Source organism: Dechloromonas agitata is5, from assembly GCF_000519045.1.
Classification (GTDB): Bacteria; Pseudomonadota; Gammaproteobacteria; order Burkholderiales; family Rhodocyclaceae; genus Azonexus; species Azonexus agitatus.
This window is the reverse complement of sequence record NZ_KI912532.1, coordinates 385006-402150: the sequence shown is the minus strand read 5'-3', so window position 1 is coordinate 402150 and position 17145 is coordinate 385006. Positions and strand designations below refer to the sequence as shown.

Annotated in this window: 17 protein-coding genes; 10 read left to right on the top strand and 7 right to left on the bottom strand. The window is 65.4% G+C overall.

Features of this window, described 5'->3' with window-relative positions; translation table 11 throughout:
- Positions 1 to 43 precede the first annotated feature (43 nt).
- Together K420_RS0102045 and K420_RS0102040 are read right to left on the bottom strand one after the other, a co-directional pair.
- The gene (locus K420_RS0102045) at positions 44 to 799 is read right to left on the bottom strand and encodes a sulfite exporter TauE/SafE family protein (RefSeq protein WP_027456583.1); all 756 of its coding nucleotides are present in this window, start codon (positions 797 to 799) and stop codon (positions 44 to 46) included.
- A 122-nt stretch (positions 800 to 921) separates the two neighbouring features.
- A complete protein-coding gene (locus K420_RS0102040) occupies positions 922 to 2223 on the bottom strand; it encodes a dicarboxylate/amino acid:cation symporter (protein WP_027456582.1) in 1302 nt (433 codons plus the stop codon).
- 292 nt (positions 2224 to 2515) lie between these two features.
- Between K420_RS0102040 and K420_RS0102035 the strand changes: the two genes are divergently transcribed.
- From K420_RS0102035 to K420_RS0102020, 4 genes are all read left to right on the top strand, one after another.
- Entirely contained in the window at positions 2516 to 3724 is a 1209-nt protein-coding gene (locus tag K420_RS0102035) for an MFS transporter (RefSeq protein ID WP_232422719.1), read from the top strand.
- A 12-nt stretch (positions 3725 to 3736) separates the two neighbouring features.
- Positions 3737 to 4195 carry a single-stranded DNA-binding protein gene (locus tag K420_RS0102030; protein WP_027456580.1) on the top strand — a complete coding sequence of 153 codons (459 nt, stop codon included), beginning with the start codon at positions 3737 to 3739 and terminating at the stop codon, positions 4193 to 4195.
- Between the two features lie 72 nt (positions 4196 to 4267).
- The gene (locus tag K420_RS0102025) at positions 4268 to 5116 is read left to right on the top strand and encodes an HDOD domain-containing protein (protein WP_027456579.1); all 849 of its coding nucleotides are present in this window, start codon (positions 4268 to 4270) and stop codon (positions 5114 to 5116) included.
- A 103-nt stretch (positions 5117 to 5219) separates the two neighbouring features.
- Complete coding sequence (locus K420_RS0102020; RefSeq protein WP_027456578.1) at positions 5220 to 7112, top strand: potassium transporter Kup; 1893 nt, start codon at positions 5220 to 5222, stop codon at positions 7110 to 7112.
- A gap of 48 nt (positions 7113 to 7160) precedes the next feature.
- Here the strand turns inward: K420_RS0102020 and K420_RS19515 are convergent, their stop codons facing one another.
- From K420_RS19515 to K420_RS0102000, 5 genes are all read right to left on the bottom strand, one after another.
- The gene (locus K420_RS19515; RefSeq protein ID WP_051452914.1) at positions 7161 to 8282 is read right to left on the bottom strand and encodes a GGDEF domain-containing protein; all 1122 of its coding nucleotides are present in this window, start codon (positions 8280 to 8282) and stop codon (positions 7161 to 7163) included.
- A gap of 7 nt (positions 8283 to 8289) precedes the next feature.
- A complete protein-coding gene (gene rfaE2, locus K420_RS0102010; protein WP_027456577.1) occupies positions 8290 to 8778 on the bottom strand; it encodes a D-glycero-beta-D-manno-heptose 1-phosphate adenylyltransferase in 489 nt (162 codons plus the stop codon).
- Positions 8779 to 8962: 184 nt separating this feature from the next.
- Positions 8963 to 10489, bottom strand: coding sequence for a cryptochrome/photolyase family protein (locus tag K420_RS0102005; RefSeq protein ID WP_027456576.1), 1527 nt, complete (start codon positions 10487 to 10489; stop codon positions 8963 to 8965).
- A 9-nt stretch (positions 10490 to 10498) separates the two neighbouring features.
- A complete protein-coding gene (locus tag K420_RS20800) occupies positions 10499 to 10621 on the bottom strand; it encodes a DUF2256 domain-containing protein (RefSeq protein ID WP_269746434.1) in 123 nt (40 codons plus the stop codon).
- 29 nt (positions 10622 to 10650) lie between these two features.
- Positions 10651 to 11553 carry a MerR family transcriptional regulator gene (locus K420_RS0102000; RefSeq protein WP_027456575.1) on the bottom strand — a complete coding sequence of 301 codons (903 nt, stop codon included), beginning with the start codon at positions 11551 to 11553 and terminating at the stop codon, positions 10651 to 10653.
- Between the two features lie 108 nt (positions 11554 to 11661).
- On the opposite strand from K420_RS0102000, the gene K420_RS17860 reads away from it, so the two are divergent.
- The 6 genes from K420_RS17860 to K420_RS0101970 are packed head-to-tail and all read left to right on the top strand — an operon-like array spanning position 11662 to position 16868.
- Positions 11662 to 12225 carry a glutathione peroxidase gene (locus K420_RS17860; protein ID WP_035854399.1) on the top strand — a complete coding sequence of 188 codons (564 nt, stop codon included), beginning with the start codon at positions 11662 to 11664 and terminating at the stop codon, positions 12223 to 12225.
- Between the two features lie 33 nt (positions 12226 to 12258).
- On the top strand, positions 12259 to 13059 hold the full coding sequence (gene folE2 / locus K420_RS0101990; RefSeq protein ID WP_027456574.1) for a GTP cyclohydrolase FolE2: 801 nt from the start codon (positions 12259 to 12261) through the stop codon (positions 13057 to 13059).
- A gap of 10 nt (positions 13060 to 13069) precedes the next feature.
- Positions 13070 to 14380 (top strand): NAD(P)/FAD-dependent oxidoreductase, encoded by a 1311-nt coding sequence (locus K420_RS0101985; RefSeq protein ID WP_027456573.1) that lies wholly within the window; start codon positions 13070 to 13072, stop codon positions 14378 to 14380.
- Between the two features lie 7 nt (positions 14381 to 14387).
- Positions 14388 to 15152: a DUF1365 domain-containing protein gene (locus tag K420_RS0101980; RefSeq protein WP_027456572.1), complete on the top strand. Its 765-nt coding sequence runs from the start codon at positions 14388 to 14390 to the stop codon at positions 15150 to 15152.
- Positions 15149 to 16333 (top strand): SAM-dependent methyltransferase, encoded by a 1185-nt coding sequence (locus K420_RS0101975; RefSeq protein WP_084019527.1) that lies wholly within the window; start codon positions 15149 to 15151, stop codon positions 16331 to 16333. The genes K420_RS0101980 and K420_RS0101975 overlap by 4 nt, the downstream gene beginning before the upstream one ends.
- Complete coding sequence (locus K420_RS0101970; protein WP_232422718.1) at positions 16314 to 16868, top strand: chalcone isomerase family protein; 555 nt, start codon at positions 16314 to 16316, stop codon at positions 16866 to 16868. The genes K420_RS0101975 and K420_RS0101970 overlap by 20 nt, the downstream gene beginning before the upstream one ends.
- The last annotated feature ends 277 nt before the right edge of the window (positions 16869 to 17145 follow it).

Sequence of the window (17145 nt, the reverse complement as noted above, 5' to 3'; positions counted from 1 at the left end):
GCCTGCGCGCCTTTGCGGCGGACTTTGAAATTTTCACAAGCGCTCAGCCGGCGAGATCGGCCAGTTGCTTGGCGATCAGCACGACCACCACGCCGAGGAAGGCCTTGCGGATGAAGCCGGCGCCGTGCTTGAGCGCCAGGTGCGTGCCGAGCCAGGAGCCGGCCAGGTTGCAGACGGCCATCACCAGGCCGACCTGCCAGAGCAACGGCCCGTGGCTGGCGAAGAAGGCGATGGCCGACAGGTTGGTGGCGAAGTTGATGACCTTGGCACTGGCCGATCCCTGCACGAAATCCATGCCGAACAGGCGGATGAAGCCGAAGATCAGGAAGCTGCCGGTGCCCGGTCCGAAGAAGCCGTCGTAGAGGCCGATCAGGCCGCCGAAGGCTGCCCCCTTCCAGCGGTCGCCGGGGAGCAGGGGGCGCGTCACCTGCTGCCCGAAATCCTTTTTCAGGAAGGTGTAGAGCGCGACGGCGATCATCAGTACGACGACCAGCGGGCGCATGGTTTCCCGCGGCAGCCAGGCGACCAGCGCGGCACCGCCCCAGGCGCCGAGCAGGGCGGCGGCGGTGGCGGGCAGCACGACGGGCCACGGGATGCGCACGCTGCGCGCGTAGCGCCACAGGGCGGCCCCGGTGCCGGCGATGCTCGACAGCTTGTTGGTGCCGAACAGTGTCGGGATGGCGGTCTGCGGAAACTGGCCGAGCAGCACCGGAATCTGGATCAGGCCGCCGCCGCCGACTACGGCATCGACCATACCGGCGAAGAAGGCTGCGGGGATGAGGAGGGTCCAGTCGATCATGGCGGGGGCGCGGGGTGAGGCGGGGAGGATACGGAAAAAAAGCCCGGTGCGGGGGGGGCACCGGGCGGACAAGGGGTGGCGGCCGCAAAGGGATGGCCGCACCCGGAGGAGACAAACGGGGGTCAGGCCGGCTGGGCGACGGGCTCGTCCGGCACCGGCAGGGCTTCGTCGGCCTCGGCCAACGCCTCCGGCACCGGGTCGATGGCGCCTTCCCACTTGGCGACGACGCTGGTGGCGATGGCGTTGCCCAGCACGTTGGTGACGGTGCGCCCCATGTCGAGGAAGTGGTCGATGCCGAGCACCAGCAGCAGGCCGGCTTCCGGCAGGCCGAACATGGGCAGCACGGCGGCGACGACGACCAGCGAGGCGCGCGGCACGCCGGCGATGCCCTTGGACGACACCATCAGGACCAGCAGCATGGTGATCTGGGAGGTCAGCGTCATCGGGATGTCGTAGGCCTGGGCGATGAACAGCGCCAGGAAGGTGGTGTACATCATCGAACCGTCGAGGTTGAACGAATAGCCGAGCGGCAGCACGAAGCCGGTGACGCGGTTCTTGATGCCGAACTTTTCCAGTTGTTCCATCAGCTTGGGATAGACCGACTCGCTGCTCGCCGTCGAGAAGCCAACCAGCATCGGACTACGCACCAGCTTGAGCAGACGGAAGATGTCCTTGCCGAGCACCAGATAGCCGGCACCGATCAGGATGGCCCAGAGCACGGCCAGCGCAATATAGAAGCTGGCCATGAATTTGCCGAAGACGAGCAGCATGCCCAGGCCCTGCGTGGTAATTGCCCCAGCCACCGCACCGAAGACGCCAAACGGTGCGAAGCGCATCACGTAGTCGGTGACCTTGAGCATGACATGGACAATTTCGTCCATCGTATTGACCAGCGAACGCGCCGTCTGGTTGTGCAGGTGGCCGAGCGCCAGGCCGAAGAAGACGGCGAAGACGAGAATCTGCAGCACTTCGTTGGCGCCCATCGCCTCGACGATGCTCTTCGGGAAGACGTGGGTGATGAAATCCTTGAGATTCAGCGCACCGGTTTTCAGGTTGAGCCCGGCGGCCGACTCGGGCAGCGGCACGGCGAGCGCGGCACCCGGCTGCAGCAGGTTGGCGAGCAGCAGGCCGATGAACAGCGAGCAGAACGAGGCGCCGACGAACCAGCCGAGCGCCTTGGCGCCGATCCGGCCGACGGTCTTCGAGTCGCCCATGTTGGCCAGGCCGGCGACCAGCGTCGCAAAAATCAGCGGCGCGATGATCATCTTGATCAGGCGCAGGAAGATGTCGGTCAGGATGCTGAAATAGCCGGCGATTTCCTTGGCGGCGGCGGGCGTCGGCGCCAGCGCGTGGCAGGCGTAGCCGACCACGATGCCAAGGACCATGGCGATGCCGATCCAGGTGGTCAGGCGATTCATTTTCATGCGGGTTTCCTCGTCATGCAGGGTTGAAGGTCGCCTGGATCAGGCGCTTGTGCCTGCATTCCATTGCATGTCGCGTGCCAGGTGCCGGCTGCTCCCCAAGTGGCTGTTTTCAAGGGGTTGCACAGGTGCCCGGCGAAGTGCTGCGGTCGGAATTCCGGATCGGCCGCCAACCGGCCGTTCGGAAATCCGAACAGTCGTCGGGGTGGGGACTCTTGCCCCGGCGATTCAGCGAGGCTTCAGTCAAACCTGCTAATATTTGCCTCTCGCTGCAATGCAACATAATCAGAGCAAAATGTCTGCCCCAACCGACCGCATGACCCCGGAGGAACGCCGTACCGGCGCTTCGCTGGCTTCCATCTTCGCCCTGCGCATGCTCGGGCTGTTCCTGATCCTGCCGGTCTTCTCGGTGCACGCCAAGACGCTGCCCGGCGGCGACAACCTGGCGCTGGTCGGCTTCGCGCTCGGCGCCTATGGCCTGACCCAGGCCTTCTTCCAGATTCCCTATGGTGTCGCCTCCGATTACTTCGGCCGCAAGCTGGTCATCGTCGTCGGCCTGCTCGTCTTCGCCCTCGGCAGCTTCGTCGCCGCCTGGGCGCCGGACATGACCTGGATCATCGTCGGCCGCGTGCTGCAGGGGGCGGGCGCCATTTCGGCTGCCGTCACCGCGCTGGCCGCTGACCTGACGCGCGAGCAGCACCGGACCAAGGTGATGGCCATGATCGGCTCCTCGATCGGCCTCGTCTTTGCGTTGTCGCTGGTGGGGGCCCCGGTGCTTTACGGCTGGATCGGCATGTCCGGCCTGTTCGTGCTGACCGGCGTGCTCGCCCTGGCCGCCATCGGCTTGCTGCTCAAGGCCGTGCCGCCGGCCCCGGCGCCGCATGGCCACGAAAAGCTGCCGCTGCGCCGCGTCCTGTTCGATGCCGACCTGCTGCGCCTCAATCTCGGCATCTTCACGCTGCACATGGTGCAGATGGCGATGTTCGTCGTCCTGCCGCACGCCCTGGTCGATTTTGGCGGCCTGCCGCCGGCCGCGCACTGGCAGGTCTACCTGCCGGCCGTGCTGGTGTCCTTCGTGGTCATGGTGCCGGCCATCATCGCCGCCGAGCGCAAGGACAAGATGCGACCGGTCTTCCTGGCTGCCGTCGGCCTGCTCGCCGTCGTCCAGATCGGCCTCTATGTGCTGCACGACAACCTGTGGCTGCTCGCCCTGTGGCTGCTGCTTTTCTTCGTTGCCTTCAACGTGCTGGAGGCAACGCTGCCTTCGCTGGTTTCGCGCACCGCGCCGCCGGCGGCCAAGGGCGCTGCCCTCGGCGTCTACAACACGACGCAGGCCATCGGCCTGTTCATCGGCGGCGCCGCCGGTGGATATATTGCGCAGCATTTCAGCGATAATGCCGTCTTTGCCGCCTGCGCCGGCCTGGCCCTGACCTGGCTGGCGGTGGCAGCGACGATGAATTTCCCGCAGCGGCGACAGCCTGCCGAGGCGGCTCAAACTGCTTAGGAGACATTCGCAATGGCATCGGTTAACAAATGGATAGGCATCGGCAATCTGGGGCGTGATCCGGAAACCCGCTACACTGCCAGCGGCGAGGCGATCTGCAACTTCAGCATCGCCTGCACCGAGACCTGGAAGGACAAGCAGACCGGCGAACGCAAGGAAATGACCGAGTGGGTCCGGATTTCCGCCTTCGGCAAGCTGGCCGAAATTTGCGGCCAATACCTGAAGAAGGGCTCGCAGGTCTATGTCGAGGGCAGCCTGCGCACCCGCAAATGGACGGACAAGGACGGCCAGGAGCGCTACACCACCGAAATCCGCTGCGACGACATGAAGATGCTCGGTTCCCGCCAGGGGATGGGGGCACCGGCCGGCGGCGGTGGCGGTTACGACGAACCGACCGATTACGCACCGGCCCCGCCGAAGAACAAGCCGAAGCCTTCCTTCGACGATCTGGGCGACGACATTCCGTTCTGAGGCCCGTTCGGCTGCCGGGAACACCATGCGTTTCCGGCCCTTCGTCCGCATCACCGTTGCAGGGGTAGTCGCATGACCAACGCCGTCACCTTCAAGATTCTCGAAGATATCGCCCGCGATTTGTCGGGTTCCGAAATCACCTTCCCGACCTTTCTCGACATCACCTTCCAGGTCCGCACCGCGCTCAAGGATCCCAACCTGAGCGTCGATCAGCTGGCCAAGCTGGTTGGTGCCGAGCCGCTGATGAGCGCCAAGATCATCCGCATGGCGAACTCGGTGGCCCTCAACCCGAGCGGTCGCGAGATTGCCGATGTGAAGAGCGCCATTGTCCGCGTCGGCATGGAGGCGGTGCGCACGGTATCCTTCGCGGTGGCCATGGAGCAGCTGCTGAAATCCAAGCAGATGCAGCCGTTCGAGGGCATTTCGCAGCGCCTGTGGGAGCACACCTCGCATGTGGCCGCGCTGTGCCGTGTGCTGGCCCGCAAGCTGGCGAAGATCAACGGCGACGAGGCGATGTTCACCGGCCTGGTGCATGACCTCGGCGTCTTCTATCTGATGTCGCGTGCCGCCAACTTCCCGGAACTGGTTGCCGACAAGGCTGAATTGCATGCCCTGCTGGTCGGCTGGCACGACAACATCGGCCACGCCCTGTTGTCGGCCCTCGGTTCGCCCGAGCCGGTCCTCGAAGCCGTGCGCGACCACGAAACCGATCGCGAAATCAGTGCGGTCTCCAATCTCTCGGACGTGCTCTACGTCGCCAACAAGATCGCCAACCGGACTTCCTGCTGGCGCGATCCGGAACTCGATGCGCCGGTCGATACCTCGATACTCGACACGCTGTTCGATGCCGACACCCTGGCCGAGATCGTCGAGGAGTCGGAAGAAGAAGTGCTGTCGCTGAAGGCCGCGTTGGGCGGCTAATCGGCTGCGATTCGCCGGCGTGTCAGAAAATGGTCAGGCCGGTGCAGCAGGATAAGTGCAGAAAGCGGCTCACCGAGAAGGCCGCGACACGCAGGGAGCAGTCATGAGCAGTCATCAATCGGCCGGCGGGACGACCGGCACGCGCTTCGCCGCCCTGGCGCTGGCCGCCCTCGGCGTCGTCTACGGCGACATCGGGACCAGCCCGCTGTATGCGGTGAAGGAAGTCTTCGCCGGCAATCATCCGATTCCGGTCAACCAGGCCAATATCTACGGCAGCCTGTCGCTGTTCTTCTGGGCGTTGGTCATCGTCGTCTCGGTCAAGTACGTGACCTTCATCATGCGCGCCGACAACCGCGGCGAGGGCGGCATCATGGCGCTCATCGCGCTGGCCCTGCACACGGTGCAGGACAAGCCGCATCACGGAAAATGGATCATGATCGTCGGCGTGCTCGGCGCCGCCATGTTCTACGGCGACGGCATGGTGACCCCGGCGATTTCGGTGCTCTCGGCCGTCGAGGGGCTGGAGGTCGGGGCACCGGCGCTGCACCCCTTCGTCATCCCGATCACCATCGTCGTGCTGTTCGGCCTCTTTTTCGTGCAGAAGAGCGGCACCGCCGTGGTCGGTGCCTTCTTCGGCCCGGTCATGCTGGTCTGGTTCAGCGTGCTGGCGCTGCTCGGCATCCACAGCATCATCGACCATCCGGAAATCCTGATGGCGCTGAATCCGCTGTATGGCTTCGAATTCCTGCTCGCCAACAAGGCCATGTCGCTGGTCGCCATGGGCAACGTGGTGCTCGCCGTGACCGGGGCCGAGGCGCTCTATGCCGACATGGGCCACTTCGGCCGCAAGCCCATATCGCGGGCCTGGTTCGCTTTCGTGCTGCCGGCGCTGGTCCTCAACTACATGGGTCAGGGCGCCGCCATCCTTGCCGACCCGGCGGTGGCTGACAACCCCTTCTACCGCTCGGCGCCGGACTGGGCGCTCTACCCGCTCATCGGCCTGGCGACGCTGGCCACCGTCATCGCCTCGCAGGCGGTCATTTCCGGGGCCTTCTCGGTGACCCGCCAGGCCATGCAGCTCGGCTTCGTGCCACGCATGGAAGTGCAGCACACCAGCGAGAAGGAGCAGGGCCAGATCTACCTGCCGGCGGTCAACTGGGGCCTGATGGTGGCCGTGATGATCCTCGTGCTCGGCTTCAAGTCGTCGAACAACCTGGCCGCTGCCTACGGCATCGCGGTGACTGGCGACATGGTCATCACCTCCATCCTGGCCACCGTCGTTGCCGCCAAGGTATGGGGCTGGGGCTGGCTGCGTGCCGGCCTGTTGTTTGCCTTCTTCCTCGCCGTCGAACTGGTCTTCCTGACCGCCAATATCCTCAAGATTCCGGATGGCGGCTGGTTCCCGCTGGTTGCCGGAATGGCGGTCTTCGTGCTGATGACCACCTGGAAACGCGGTCGCCAGCTGCTTTCCGACCGCCTCAAGGGCGAACGCCTGGAGCTGGCGCTGTTCCTCGATTCGCTGGCCTCGTCGATGCCGACGCGGGTGGCCGGCACCTCGGTCTTCCTCAACGCCGACCCGAAGGGCGTGCCGCACGCGCTGTTGCACAACCTGATGCACAACAAGGTGCTGCACGAGCGCGTCGTGCTCGTCTCAGTGCAGTTCTTCGACGTGCCCTACGTGCCGGACATCGACCGCGTCGAGGTGCGCCAGCTCAAGGAAAACTTCTGGAGCGTCGTCATCCAGTACGGTTTCAAGGATGAGCCGGACATCCCGGTCGCCCTGTCGCTCTGCGCCGATGCCGGCCTGGAATTCAGCCCGCTTGAAACCTCCTACTTCATCGGCCGCGAAACGCTGATCCCGCGCCTGGGCTCGGAAATGGCCTTCTGGCGGGAAAAGATCTTCATTGCCATGTTCCGCAACGCCAGCCCGGCCACCGCCTTCTTCAACATCCCGAGTAACCGCGTCGTCGAACTCGGCACGCAGGTAGTGTTGTAGGGCTTAAAGGCGAAAGGCTTCGGCGCGTCTGCGGTGAAAGGATTTATCTCAAACCCAGGCGTGGCGGTCGCGCCCTGATTGTTTGGCGATGTAGAGCGCCCGGTCGGCACGGGCGAGGGCGCTCAGTTCATCATCGTCCGGCAGGCTTTCGGTGCAGCCGATGCTGGCCGTGAAGGCAATCGGCTGGTGGCTGGCCGGGTGTTCGGCCGGTTTGTGGCGAATCGCGTCGAGCAGGCGGCCGACGACGCCGGCGGCGCTGTCGGCCGGGGTGTCGACCAGCATGATGGCGAATTCCTCGCCGCCGATCCGGGCCAGCTTGTCGATGCCGCGCAACTGCTCGGTGAGCAGTGCCGCGACATGGACCAGCACGGCATCGCCGGCCGGGTGGCCGTGGCTGTCGTTGATCTGCTTGAAATGGTCGATGTCGAGCATCAGTACGGTGAAGCGGCTGCGTAGCCGCTGGCTGCGTGTCAGCTCACCGGCCAGCATGGCCATGAAGGCGCGGCGGTTGAGCAGGCCGGTCAGCGGGGCGGTTGTCGCCAGATAGCGCAGTTCTTCCTCCAGTGCGGCGCGCTCGATGACTTCCTTTTCCAGGCGATCGCGTTCCTCGGCCAGCATCGCGTTCTGCCCCTGCAGGCGGGCCTGGTAGCGCTGAAGCAGGATTTCCGACCAGATCAGCACGGCGCTGAGCAGGCCGTATACGATGGTGAAGCGAAGGATGTAGGCGGCGGAGTAGCTGCTGCTGCCATCGAACCGGCCTCCCTGCAGCATCAGGTAGGCGGCCATCAGCATCGAGCCAGCTGCCCAGATGCCGCCTTCGCGCGGTGGCAGCAGGAGGGTGGAAACCAGCGGCAGGGTCAGTAGCCACAGGGTGCGTACATGTTCCGGCCCGGAAAAGGCGACGAGATAGAGCAGCAAGGCCGTGTAGCAGGCGATGGCCGGGCGCACGGCGGCATAGCCGCGACGGCGTTGCCAGAGGAACAGGAAGCAGACGACGATGGTGGCGGAAGTGATGAAGGCGAGGGCACAGAGCACCCATTCGCTTTCGATGGCGGCCATGATCCCGAAATAGATCAGCGCCGGCACCCCGACGCCGACGAAGGCTGCCGCCCGCAAACGTATGTGCGTTTCCTGTTCGGTCAGCGTGAAGGCTTGCGACTGCGTGGTCATGGCGGGCTTACAGGCGGCGGATCTTCTCCAGCAGCGCCGTCGTCGATTTCTGGTGGATGAAGGGGATGGAGTGCACCGTGCCGCCCCAGCCGCGCACTTCGGTGCAGCCGACGATCTTGTCTATCGGCCAGTCACCGCCCTTGACCAGGATTTCCGGCCGGCAATCGAGAATGCGCTGGAGCGGGGTGTCTTCGTCGAACCAGGTGACCAGCGCCACGCAGCCGAGCGAGGCCATCACCGCGAGGCGGTCTTCCAGTGTATTGACCGGGCGGTCGTCGCCCTTGCCGAGGCGCTTGACCGAGGCGTCGGTATTCAGCGCGACGACCAGGCTGGTGCCGAGCGCGGCGGCCTGCGCCAGGTAGGTGACATGACCGCGGTGCAGGATGTCGAAACAACCGTTGGTGAATACCAGCGGCCGGGCCAGTTGGGCAGCGCGGGCGGCCAGTTGGTCGGGCGGGCAGATCTTGGATTCGAAAGCGGGGGCGGCGTAGGTCATGATCGGTAGGCGGTTGGTGATTTCGACATTTTAATGCGCGGCTGGTCGGTACTGCAGTAATCCTGAAAATCAGAATCAACCCTCGTCGCCGAGACGGTAGGGCGCCAAGCAGGCGCAAAGGGAACAACCTTGTTTGTCCTCGCCTTTCTTGGCCACACCTTTGCGCCTTGGCGTTCAATCCCCCTCACACCCCGTCGAAATCGGCGCGCAGGTTCGCTGCCTGGTGGCGGATGGCGTTTAGTTCGGTGTCGCTCAGGCGGTCGAGATTTTTCAGCGGCATGGCCATCCGGGGATTGGCGGCGAAGCGCTGGCGGTGGCGGGCCAGGAAATCCCAGTACAGCGTGGTGAAGGGGCAGGCACCGGGGCCGACGCGGGTTTTCGGGTTGTAGCGGCAGCCGCGGCAATAGTCGCTCATCCGGTCGATGTAGGCGCCGCTGGCGCAGTAGGGCTTGCTGGTCATGCCCGGCCAAGCGTTGAGCGCCATGCCCAGGGTGTTCGGTTCCTCAACCCAGGCCACGGCGTCGACATAGACAGCAAGATACCAGTCGGCCACCTGGCGCGGTTGCAGGCCGGCGAGCAGGGCGAAGTTGCCGGTGATCATCAGGCGCTGGATGTGATGGGCGTAGCCGTGCTCCAGCGTTTGGCCGATGGCGGCGGCCAGGCAGGCGGCATGGGTGTGGCCGGTCCAGAACCAGCCGGGCAGCGGTGTGGTGTGGCCGTACTGGTTGGCTTCGGCCAGCGCCGGCATCTGTCGCCCATAGACGCCGCGGACGAATTCGCGCCAGCCGAGTATCTGCCGGATGAAGCCTTCGGCAGCAGCGAGCGGCACGCGGCCGGATTCGTAGGCGGCGACGGTGGCGCCGATCACCGTACGCGGGTCGAGCAGCTTGAGGTTCAGCGCGGCCGAGAGCAGGGAGTGCCACAGGAAGGGCTGGCCGCTCCACATGGCGTCCTGCCAGCGGCCGAATTCCGGCAGGCGGTGGGTAATGAAGTCGTCGAGCGCGGTGTGGGCCTGTGCCGTCGTCACCGGCCAGCCGAAATGGGCGGTGCGGCCCGGATGCTCGGGGAAATGGCGTTCGACATCGGCGATGGCCGAGCGGGTCAGGGCGTCGGGCGCGAAGTGCGGAGGCGGCGGTAACAGGCCTGGCCCCTGGCGGCCGAAGGACTGGCGATTGTCGGCATCGAAATTCCACTGGCCACCGACTGGCGTATCGCCGGCCATCAGGATGCCGTGCCGCTTACGTTGCCAGCGGTAGAAGAATTCGAGGCGCAGGTTCGTCTTGTCGCCGGCCCAGGCGTTGAATTCACCCTGCGCGCAGAGAAAGTGCGGATCGGGGCGGTTTTCCAGTGCAACGCCAGCCGCCGTGCAGGCACTCTGGATCGCCTGCTGCAGCCGGTAGTCGCCGGCTTCGAGCATGACGACCTGGCGGGTGCTACCAATTTCAGCGCACAGGGTGGCGCTGAGGCTGGCCTGCGGGTGCTCGCCCAGCTGCCGGTAGGTCAGCGGCAGTCCGGCGGCACGGAAGGCGGCGGCGCGGTGGCGCATGGCGGCCAGGAAAAGCGCGCTGCGTGCCTGGTGGCTCCAGACATGGGTCGATTCCTCGCTGGCCTCGACCATCAGCAGGCGGTCGTGCGCCGGGTCGAAGTCGACGAGCAGCGGGTGCGGATCGGGATGGAGCTGATCGCCGAGGATCAGGAACAGGCGGTTCATGAAAACGCTTCAGGTCGCGCGGGCCTTCCGCCGGCAGGCAACCGAGCAGTAGCGCACGCGCTCCCAGTTGGCCGCCCATTTACGCCGCCAGCTCATTGATCGGCCACAGGACTGGCAGGGCTTGCAGGGCAGGGCGGCCTTGTTGCCGCGAAAGCCGGACTTCAGTGGGTGCCTCGCCAGGCTTGCAGGGCGGCGATGGCGTCGGGTAGCTGGGGTAGCAAGGCGACCCCGGGTTGCGCCGCCAGGCGCCGAATGCCACCGCCGCCGACCCAGAGGGCGACCGTCGGCGGCAGGATCTGGCGCAGGTGCTGAACCAGGCCGCCGATCTGGCGCTGCGGGAAGGCGATGGAGAAGGAGAGCGCGACGATATCGGCCGCGTGGGCTTCGGCGGCGCGGCCGATGTCGAGCAGCGGCATCTGCGTGCCGAGCGGGATGCACTCGGCACCTTCGAGAGCGAGCAGGGCCTCGACCATGAGCAGGCCGAGGACGTGCTGTTCTTCCGGCACGGTGGTCAGCAGCACGCGCGGGCCGCGGCCGGCGGGCAGTGTGGCGATGGTCTGGCGGAGCAGGCGCTTGGTCAGTTCGGTGAACAGGTGTTCCTCGAAGACCTCGATGTTGCCTTCCTCCCAGGCTTCGCCGACGCGGCGCGTCAGCGGGGCCACGGTGTCCTGGACAAACGCCTGCAAGCCCTGGCGCACCAGGCGTTGCTGCATGGCCTGCTGGAAACCCGGCCCATCGTGGCGGCGGATGTATTCGATCAACTCGTCCAGGCTGTCGCCCGCCGCTTTCGGCAGGGGGGCGGCCGTCTCGCGCGGCCGGCGCGGGGCGAGCGCGGCCAGTTCCTCTTCCGGGGCAGCAATCAGCTTGCCCGGTCGATGTCCTTGATCCATCAGGCGTTTGATCAGGCGCAGGCGTTCGACCTGGGCAGCCGGGTAGAGGCGCTCGCCGTTGGCATCGCGTTCGGGAACCGGAAAGCCGTAGCGCCGCTCCCACATGCGCAGGACATCCTTGGACAGCCCGGTGTCGCGCTCGACTGCAGCAATATTGAAACTGAGGGTGCTCATAATTTGTCCTGAACAAAAGTTAGACAAACCGTTGACAAATGATTCTTTGCTCACTATCTTACGAACAAAGACGTAATTTGTCTAGGACAAAACAAAGCGAGGTTGAACATGAACACATTCTTCAAACGTTGGTTCGGTATCGCCGGCCTGCTCTCGGCCAGTGTCGTGCCGCTCGGGGCCTCGGCTGCCTGTCCCTCGCTGCTCGATCACAATTTCACGACCCTGCAGGACGGCAAGCCGATGCCGCTCTGTCAGTACGCCGGCAAGGTCATCCTGGTGGTGAATACCGCCAGCTACTGCGGTTTCACCTCGCAGTACGACGGCCTGGAAAAGCTCTACGCCCGGCTGAAGGACAAGGGCCTGGTCGTGCTCGGCTTCCCGTCCAACGACTTTGGTGAGCAGGAGCCGGGCAGCGACAAGGAGATCGCTGATTTCTGCCGCCTGACCTACGGCGTCGAGTTCCCGATGGCGAGCAAGACGGTGGTCAAGGGCAAGGGTGCCAACGCCTTCTATCGCCAGTTGGCCGACATCACCGGCAGCACCCCGAAGTGGAACTTCCACAAGTACCTGATCAACCGCGACGGTACGAAGGTGGTGGCCTACACCAGCTTCACCAAACCGGAAGACAAGGACCTGCTGAAGAAGATCGACGAATTTCTGAACGCCCCCTAACACCTACCCCACGCCACCCGCCAGGAGCCCACGATGAACGCACCCGAGAATATCTTCCTGCCCGATGTGCAGGCCACCCCGGATAACCGCCGTCTCGCCATCCAGCAGGTTGGCGTCAAGGGACTGCGTTATCCGCTGCAACTGGCCGGTGCTGACGGTGAGCAGGTCGCTACCGTCGCCACGCTGGCGATGACCGTTGGCCTGCCGCCGGAGGTCAAGGGCACCCACATGTCGCGCTTCGTCGAGTTGATCGAAATGCAGCGCGAGGCGCTGACCCAGGACGGTCTGTGCCGCCTGCTCGACGCCATGCTGCTGCGCCTCGATGCACGCAGCGGCCGCATCGAACTGAGCTTCCCGTACTTCATCCGCAAGGCGGCGCCCGTATCGGGCGTTGAAAGCCTGCTCGACTACGACGTGGCGTTGATCGCCGAACGCCGCGAAGGTCAGCGCACCGACCTGACGCTGCGCGTCGTTGCCGCCGTGACCAGCCTGTGCCCGTGCTCGAAGAAGATTTCCGACTACGGCGCCCATAACCAGCGCTCGCACATCACGCTGGAAGCCCGCCTGCGCCAGCCGATGGCGATCGAGGAACTGGTGCGCATTGCCGAGGAGGAGGCCTCCTGCGAGGTGTTCGGCCTGTTGAAGCGGCCGGACGAGAAGTGGGTGACCGAGCGTGCCTACGACAACCCGAAGTTCGTCGAAGACCTGGTGCGCGACATCGCGCTGCGCCTGATGAACGAGCCGCGCGTCGCCGAATGGAAGGTCGCGTCGGAGAACTTCGAATCCATCCATAACCACTCGGCCTACGCCGAGCTTTACGGCAGTAACGACTAAGGGGGCAATCATGAACAGGAAGCAACGCATCGCCGTCGTCGGCGCCGGCATCTCCGGGCTGGCCAGTGCCTGGCTGCTCAGCCGCCAGCATGAGGTGACGCTGTTCGAGGCCGGCAGCTATCTCGGCGGCCATACCAATACCGTCGACGTGACGCTGGAAGGCAAGACGCACCCGGTCGATACCGGTTTCCTGGTCTTCAACGAAAAAACCTACCCCAACCTGATCGCGCTGTTCGCACTGCTCGGGGTGGACAGCGTCGAGACCGAGATGTCCTTCGCGGTCAGCCTGGAAAACCCCGATCTCGAATGGGCCGGCAGCAACCTGGCGACCATCTTCGGACAGAAGCGCAACCTGCTCCGCCGTTCCTTCTGGAGCATGCTGTCCGACATCCTGCGTTTCAACCGCGAGAGCACGGCCTGGCTGGTCAGCCACCCGAACGACCAGCGCAGCGTGCGCGATTTCCTGGAAGCCGGCAAATACTCGGCCGCTTTCTCCGACTGGTACCTGCTGCCGATGGCGGCCGCCATCTGGTCCTGCCCGACCGGCCAGATGCGCGACATGCCGCTCGCCACCTTCATCCGCTTCTGCCAGAACCACGGCCTGTTGCAGGTCTTCGACCGGCCGATGTGGCGCACGGTGCAGGGCGGCGGCCGCGAATACGTGAAGAAGATCGCCGCCCAGCTCGACGACATCCGCCTGGCCTGCCCGGTGCGCGCCGTGACGCGGGCCGCCGACGGCCTGACCGTCGCCCACGACGGCGGCTGCGAGCGCTTCGACCAGGTGGTGATGGCCTGCCACAGCGACCAGGCCTTGGGCATCCTCGGCTTCACGGCCAGCGACGGCCAGCGCGACGTGCTGTCGGCCATCCGCTACCAGCCGAACCGCGCCCTGTTGCACACCGACCCGGCCCTGCTGCCGCGCGACCGGAAGCTGTGGTCGGCCTGGAACTACTTTGCCGGCCAGGGCGAACCGGGTGACCAGCCGGTTGGCGTGTCCTACCTGATCAACAAGCTGCAACCGCTGCCCTTCGAAACGCCGGTCGTCGTCACGCTGAACCCGGCGCGCGAGCCGGATCCGGCCAAGGTCATCGCCGAGTTCGACTATGCCCACCCGATCTTCGATGCCGCCGCCATCGCCGCCCAGCAGCGTCTGGCCGATGTGCAGGGCGAAGGTGGCATCTGGCTGGCCGGTGCCTGGGGCAGCTACGGTTTCAACGAAGACGGCCTGAAGTCGGCACTGCGCGTGGTGAACGGCATGGGCATCCGGGCGCCCTGGCAGGGCGAGACGCCGGCCGTGCTGCACGAAACCGAGACAGCCTGAGGCGGCCATGAACACCCGCCCGCAACTCTGTCTCGGCCACGTCATGCACCGCCGCCTGCGGCCGAAGGTCAATGCCTTCGTCTATCCGGTGTTCTACGTGCAGTTGCCGGTGCGTGATCTGGCGACAGCGAAGTGCGGCATCTTCTCGGTCGACCAGCCCAACCTGCTCAGCTTCCGCAGTCAGGATCATGGTCCACGTGACGGCAGCCCGCTATTGCCGTGGATCGAAGGCCTGCTGCGCCAGCATGGCCTGCCGGCCGACGGCGAGATCGTGCTGCAGACCTTCCCGCGCGTGCTCGGCTACGTCTTCAATCCGGTCAGCTTCTGGTATTGCCACGACCGCAGCGGGGCGCTGATCGCCATCCTGGCCGAGGTGAACAACACTTTCGGCGGCACGCACAGCTATCTGCTGCATCGCCATGGCGAGCCGCTGCACGATGGCGAGGAAATGACGGCAACCAAGCTGTTCCACGTCTCGCCCTTCAACGAAGTCGAAGGGGGCTACCGCTTCCGCTTCCATCTGCAGCGCGCCGTGCAACTGGCCCGTATCGACTACGACGATGCCGAGGGTGAGCTCCTGCTCACCTCCATCTCCGGCAAGCCGCGCGACTGGTCGGCGGCGGCCCTGCTCGGCGCCTTCCTGCGCATGCCCCTGCTGACGCTCGGGGTGATGGCGCGCATCCATTGGCAGGCATTGAAACTCTGGCTCAAGGGCGTGCCCTTCCGCGGCGCGCATCCCGCAACCCAACCCCTACAGGAATCGACAAAATGAATAACACCCTGATTCTGCGCGGCAGTGAAAACCTGGCCCGCGACACCCGGACGGTCTTCGACCTGCTCGAAAAGCTGCAGGGCGGCTTGCTCGAAGTGCGTCTGCCGGACGGCTCCTGCGCCCTTTTCGGCGACGGTGAGGCGGGGGTGACGCTGCAGGTGCACGACGAGGCGATGTTCGGCCGGGTGCTGGCGCGCGGCGACATCGGCCTGGCCGAAGCCTATCTCGACGGCCTGTGGGATTCGCCGGACATCACCGGCCTGCTCACGCTGCTGGTGGCCAACCGCGAGGTGCTGCAGAAGGCGCTCTACGGCTCCTGGCGCCAGCTGCTCGCCGCCCGCGTCCGCCACTGGCTGAACCGCAACAGCAAGGCCGGCAGCAAGCGCAACATCATGGCCCACTACGACCTGGGCAACGCCTTCTACAGTCAGTGGCTCGACCCGAGCATGAGCTATTCGGCGGCCATCTACCGCGATGTCGACGACGGTTCGCTGGAGGCGGCGCAACACGCCAAGTACCAGCGCATCCTGCACTGCCTGCAGGCCAGCCAGGGGCAGAGCGTGCTGGAGATCGGCTGCGGCTGGGGCGGCTTTGCCGAACTGGCCGATCAGGCCGGGCTCAAGGTCACCGGCCTGACCCTGTCGCCGGCCCAGCTGGCCTGGGCGCAGCACCGCGTACCGGCGGCCGACCTGCGCCTGCAGGACTACCGCGACAACAAGGAGCAGTTCGACCATGTCGTGTCGATCGAAATGTTCGAAGCCGTCGGCGAACGCTGGTGGCCGAGCTACTTCAAGACCGTGGCCGGCGCGCTGAAGCCCGGTGGGCGGGCGGTGATCCAGAGCATCACCATCCGCGACGACCTGTTCGCCGCCTACCGCAAGGGCACCGATTTCATCCAGCAATACGTCTTCCCCGGCGGCATGTTGCCCTCGCGTGCCGCCTTCCGCAGCGCGGCCGCCCGCCAGGGCCTGGTCGTGCGCAACGAATACGCCTTCGGCCTCGATTACGCCCGCACCCTGGCCGAATGGCGCGCTGCCTTCGAAACCCGCTGGCCGGAAATCCAGAAGCTCGGTTTCGACGAAACCTTCCGTCGCCTGTGGCGGATGTACCTGTGCTACTGCGAGGCCGGCTTCCGGGCCGGGAGCATCGATGTCGTCCAGTTTGAACTCGCGCATCGTTGATCTCGTCGCGCCCGGGGCGCGGCAGATGGCAGTGGATTCCGAACGGCGACGGGCGCTGCTGTTCGCCCTGGCCGGCTTGCCCTTCGCGGCCTGGGGCAACGGTGATCCGACGGCGGGGCTGAAACGCTGGGGCAATGGCGAATTCCGCCGCTTCGGCTTTCTGGTCTATGAGGCGACCTTGTGGGCCGGCGACGATCCCTTGCGGCCGCCGCTGGCCCTGCGCCTGGACTACAAGCGGAATATCGCGGGCAAGGCGATTGCCGAGGCGAGCGTCAAGGAAATGCGTCGTTTCGTGGCCGACGAGGCCTTGCTGAAACGCTGGGGCGAGGCGATGGCGCGGCTCTTTCCCGATGTGAAGGCGGGCGATCACATTCTGGGTGTGTATCGGCCGGAGGGGGCGGCGTTTCTATTCAACGGGCAGCCCTTGGGGGAAATTGCCGAGGCGGCGTTTGCGCGGCAGTTTTTTGCGATCTGGCTGGATGCGCGGACGAGTGCGCCGGAATTGCGGGAGGCGTTATTGAGGAGGGCGGGGTGAGTTTGTCCTCTGCTCCTGCGGTTGAATTGGGGTCAGACCACGGTTTTGCCGGGTTTGGGGTTTGGCCCTCGTGCAGCCGTTGTTTTTCGCGCTTGCGGCGCGAGCTACTTTCTTCTTGCGTCGCCAAGAAGAAAGTAGCCAAAGAAGAAGGCGACCCTGGTCGACGCCGGGCGTTGCCCGGTTCCTTGCGCTACTCGGTTGGGGCGGGGGCTGCGGAACTCGGGGCTGCACCCCTCAAACAGTCCTCGCCCTTTATCCGCCCCAACCTGCGTTGCTC

Excerpts from the sequence above, each read along its gene's own strand:
- folE2 (WP_027456574.1), top strand. The coding sequence starts at position 12,259 with ATGAACGCACCCGAGAATATCTTCCTGCCCGATGTGCAGGCCACCCCG.
- K420_RS0102040 (WP_027456582.1), bottom strand. The coding sequence starts at position 2,223 with ATGAAAATGAATCGCCTGACCACCTGGATCGGCATCGCCATGGTCCTT.
- K420_RS0102030 (WP_027456580.1), top strand. The coding sequence starts at position 3,737 with ATGGCATCGGTTAACAAATGGATAGGCATCGGCAATCTGGGGCGTGAT.
- K420_RS0102025 (WP_027456579.1), top strand. The coding sequence starts at position 4,268 with ATGACCAACGCCGTCACCTTCAAGATTCTCGAAGATATCGCCCGCGAT.
- K420_RS0102005 (WP_027456576.1), bottom strand. The coding sequence starts at position 10,489 with ATGAACCGCCTGTTCCTGATCCTCGGCGATCAGCTCCATCCCGATCCG.
- K420_RS0102035 (WP_232422719.1), top strand. The coding sequence starts at position 2,516 with ATGTCTGCCCCAACCGACCGCATGACCCCGGAGGAACGCCGTACCGGC.
- K420_RS19515 (WP_051452914.1), bottom strand. The coding sequence starts at position 8,282 with ATGACCACGCAGTCGCAAGCCTTCACGCTGACCGAACAGGAAACGCAC.
- K420_RS0102045 (WP_027456583.1), bottom strand. The coding sequence starts at position 799 with ATGATCGACTGGACCCTCCTCATCCCCGCAGCCTTCTTCGCCGGTATG.
- K420_RS0102000 (WP_027456575.1), bottom strand. The coding sequence starts at position 11,553 with ATGAGCACCCTCAGTTTCAATATTGCTGCAGTCGAGCGCGACACCGGG.
- K420_RS0101975 (WP_084019527.1), top strand. The coding sequence starts at position 15,149 with ATGAATAACACCCTGATTCTGCGCGGCAGTGAAAACCTGGCCCGCGAC.
- rfaE2 (WP_027456577.1), bottom strand. The coding sequence starts at position 8,778 with ATGACCTACGCCGCCCCCGCTTTCGAATCCAAGATCTGCCCGCCCGAC.
- K420_RS0102020 (WP_027456578.1), top strand. The coding sequence starts at position 5,220 with ATGAGCAGTCATCAATCGGCCGGCGGGACGACCGGCACGCGCTTCGCC.
- K420_RS17860 (WP_035854399.1), top strand. The coding sequence starts at position 11,662 with ATGAACACATTCTTCAAACGTTGGTTCGGTATCGCCGGCCTGCTCTCG.
- K420_RS0101980 (WP_027456572.1), top strand. The coding sequence starts at position 14,388 with ATGAACACCCGCCCGCAACTCTGTCTCGGCCACGTCATGCACCGCCGC.
- K420_RS0101985 (WP_027456573.1), top strand. The coding sequence starts at position 13,070 with ATGAACAGGAAGCAACGCATCGCCGTCGTCGGCGCCGGCATCTCCGGG.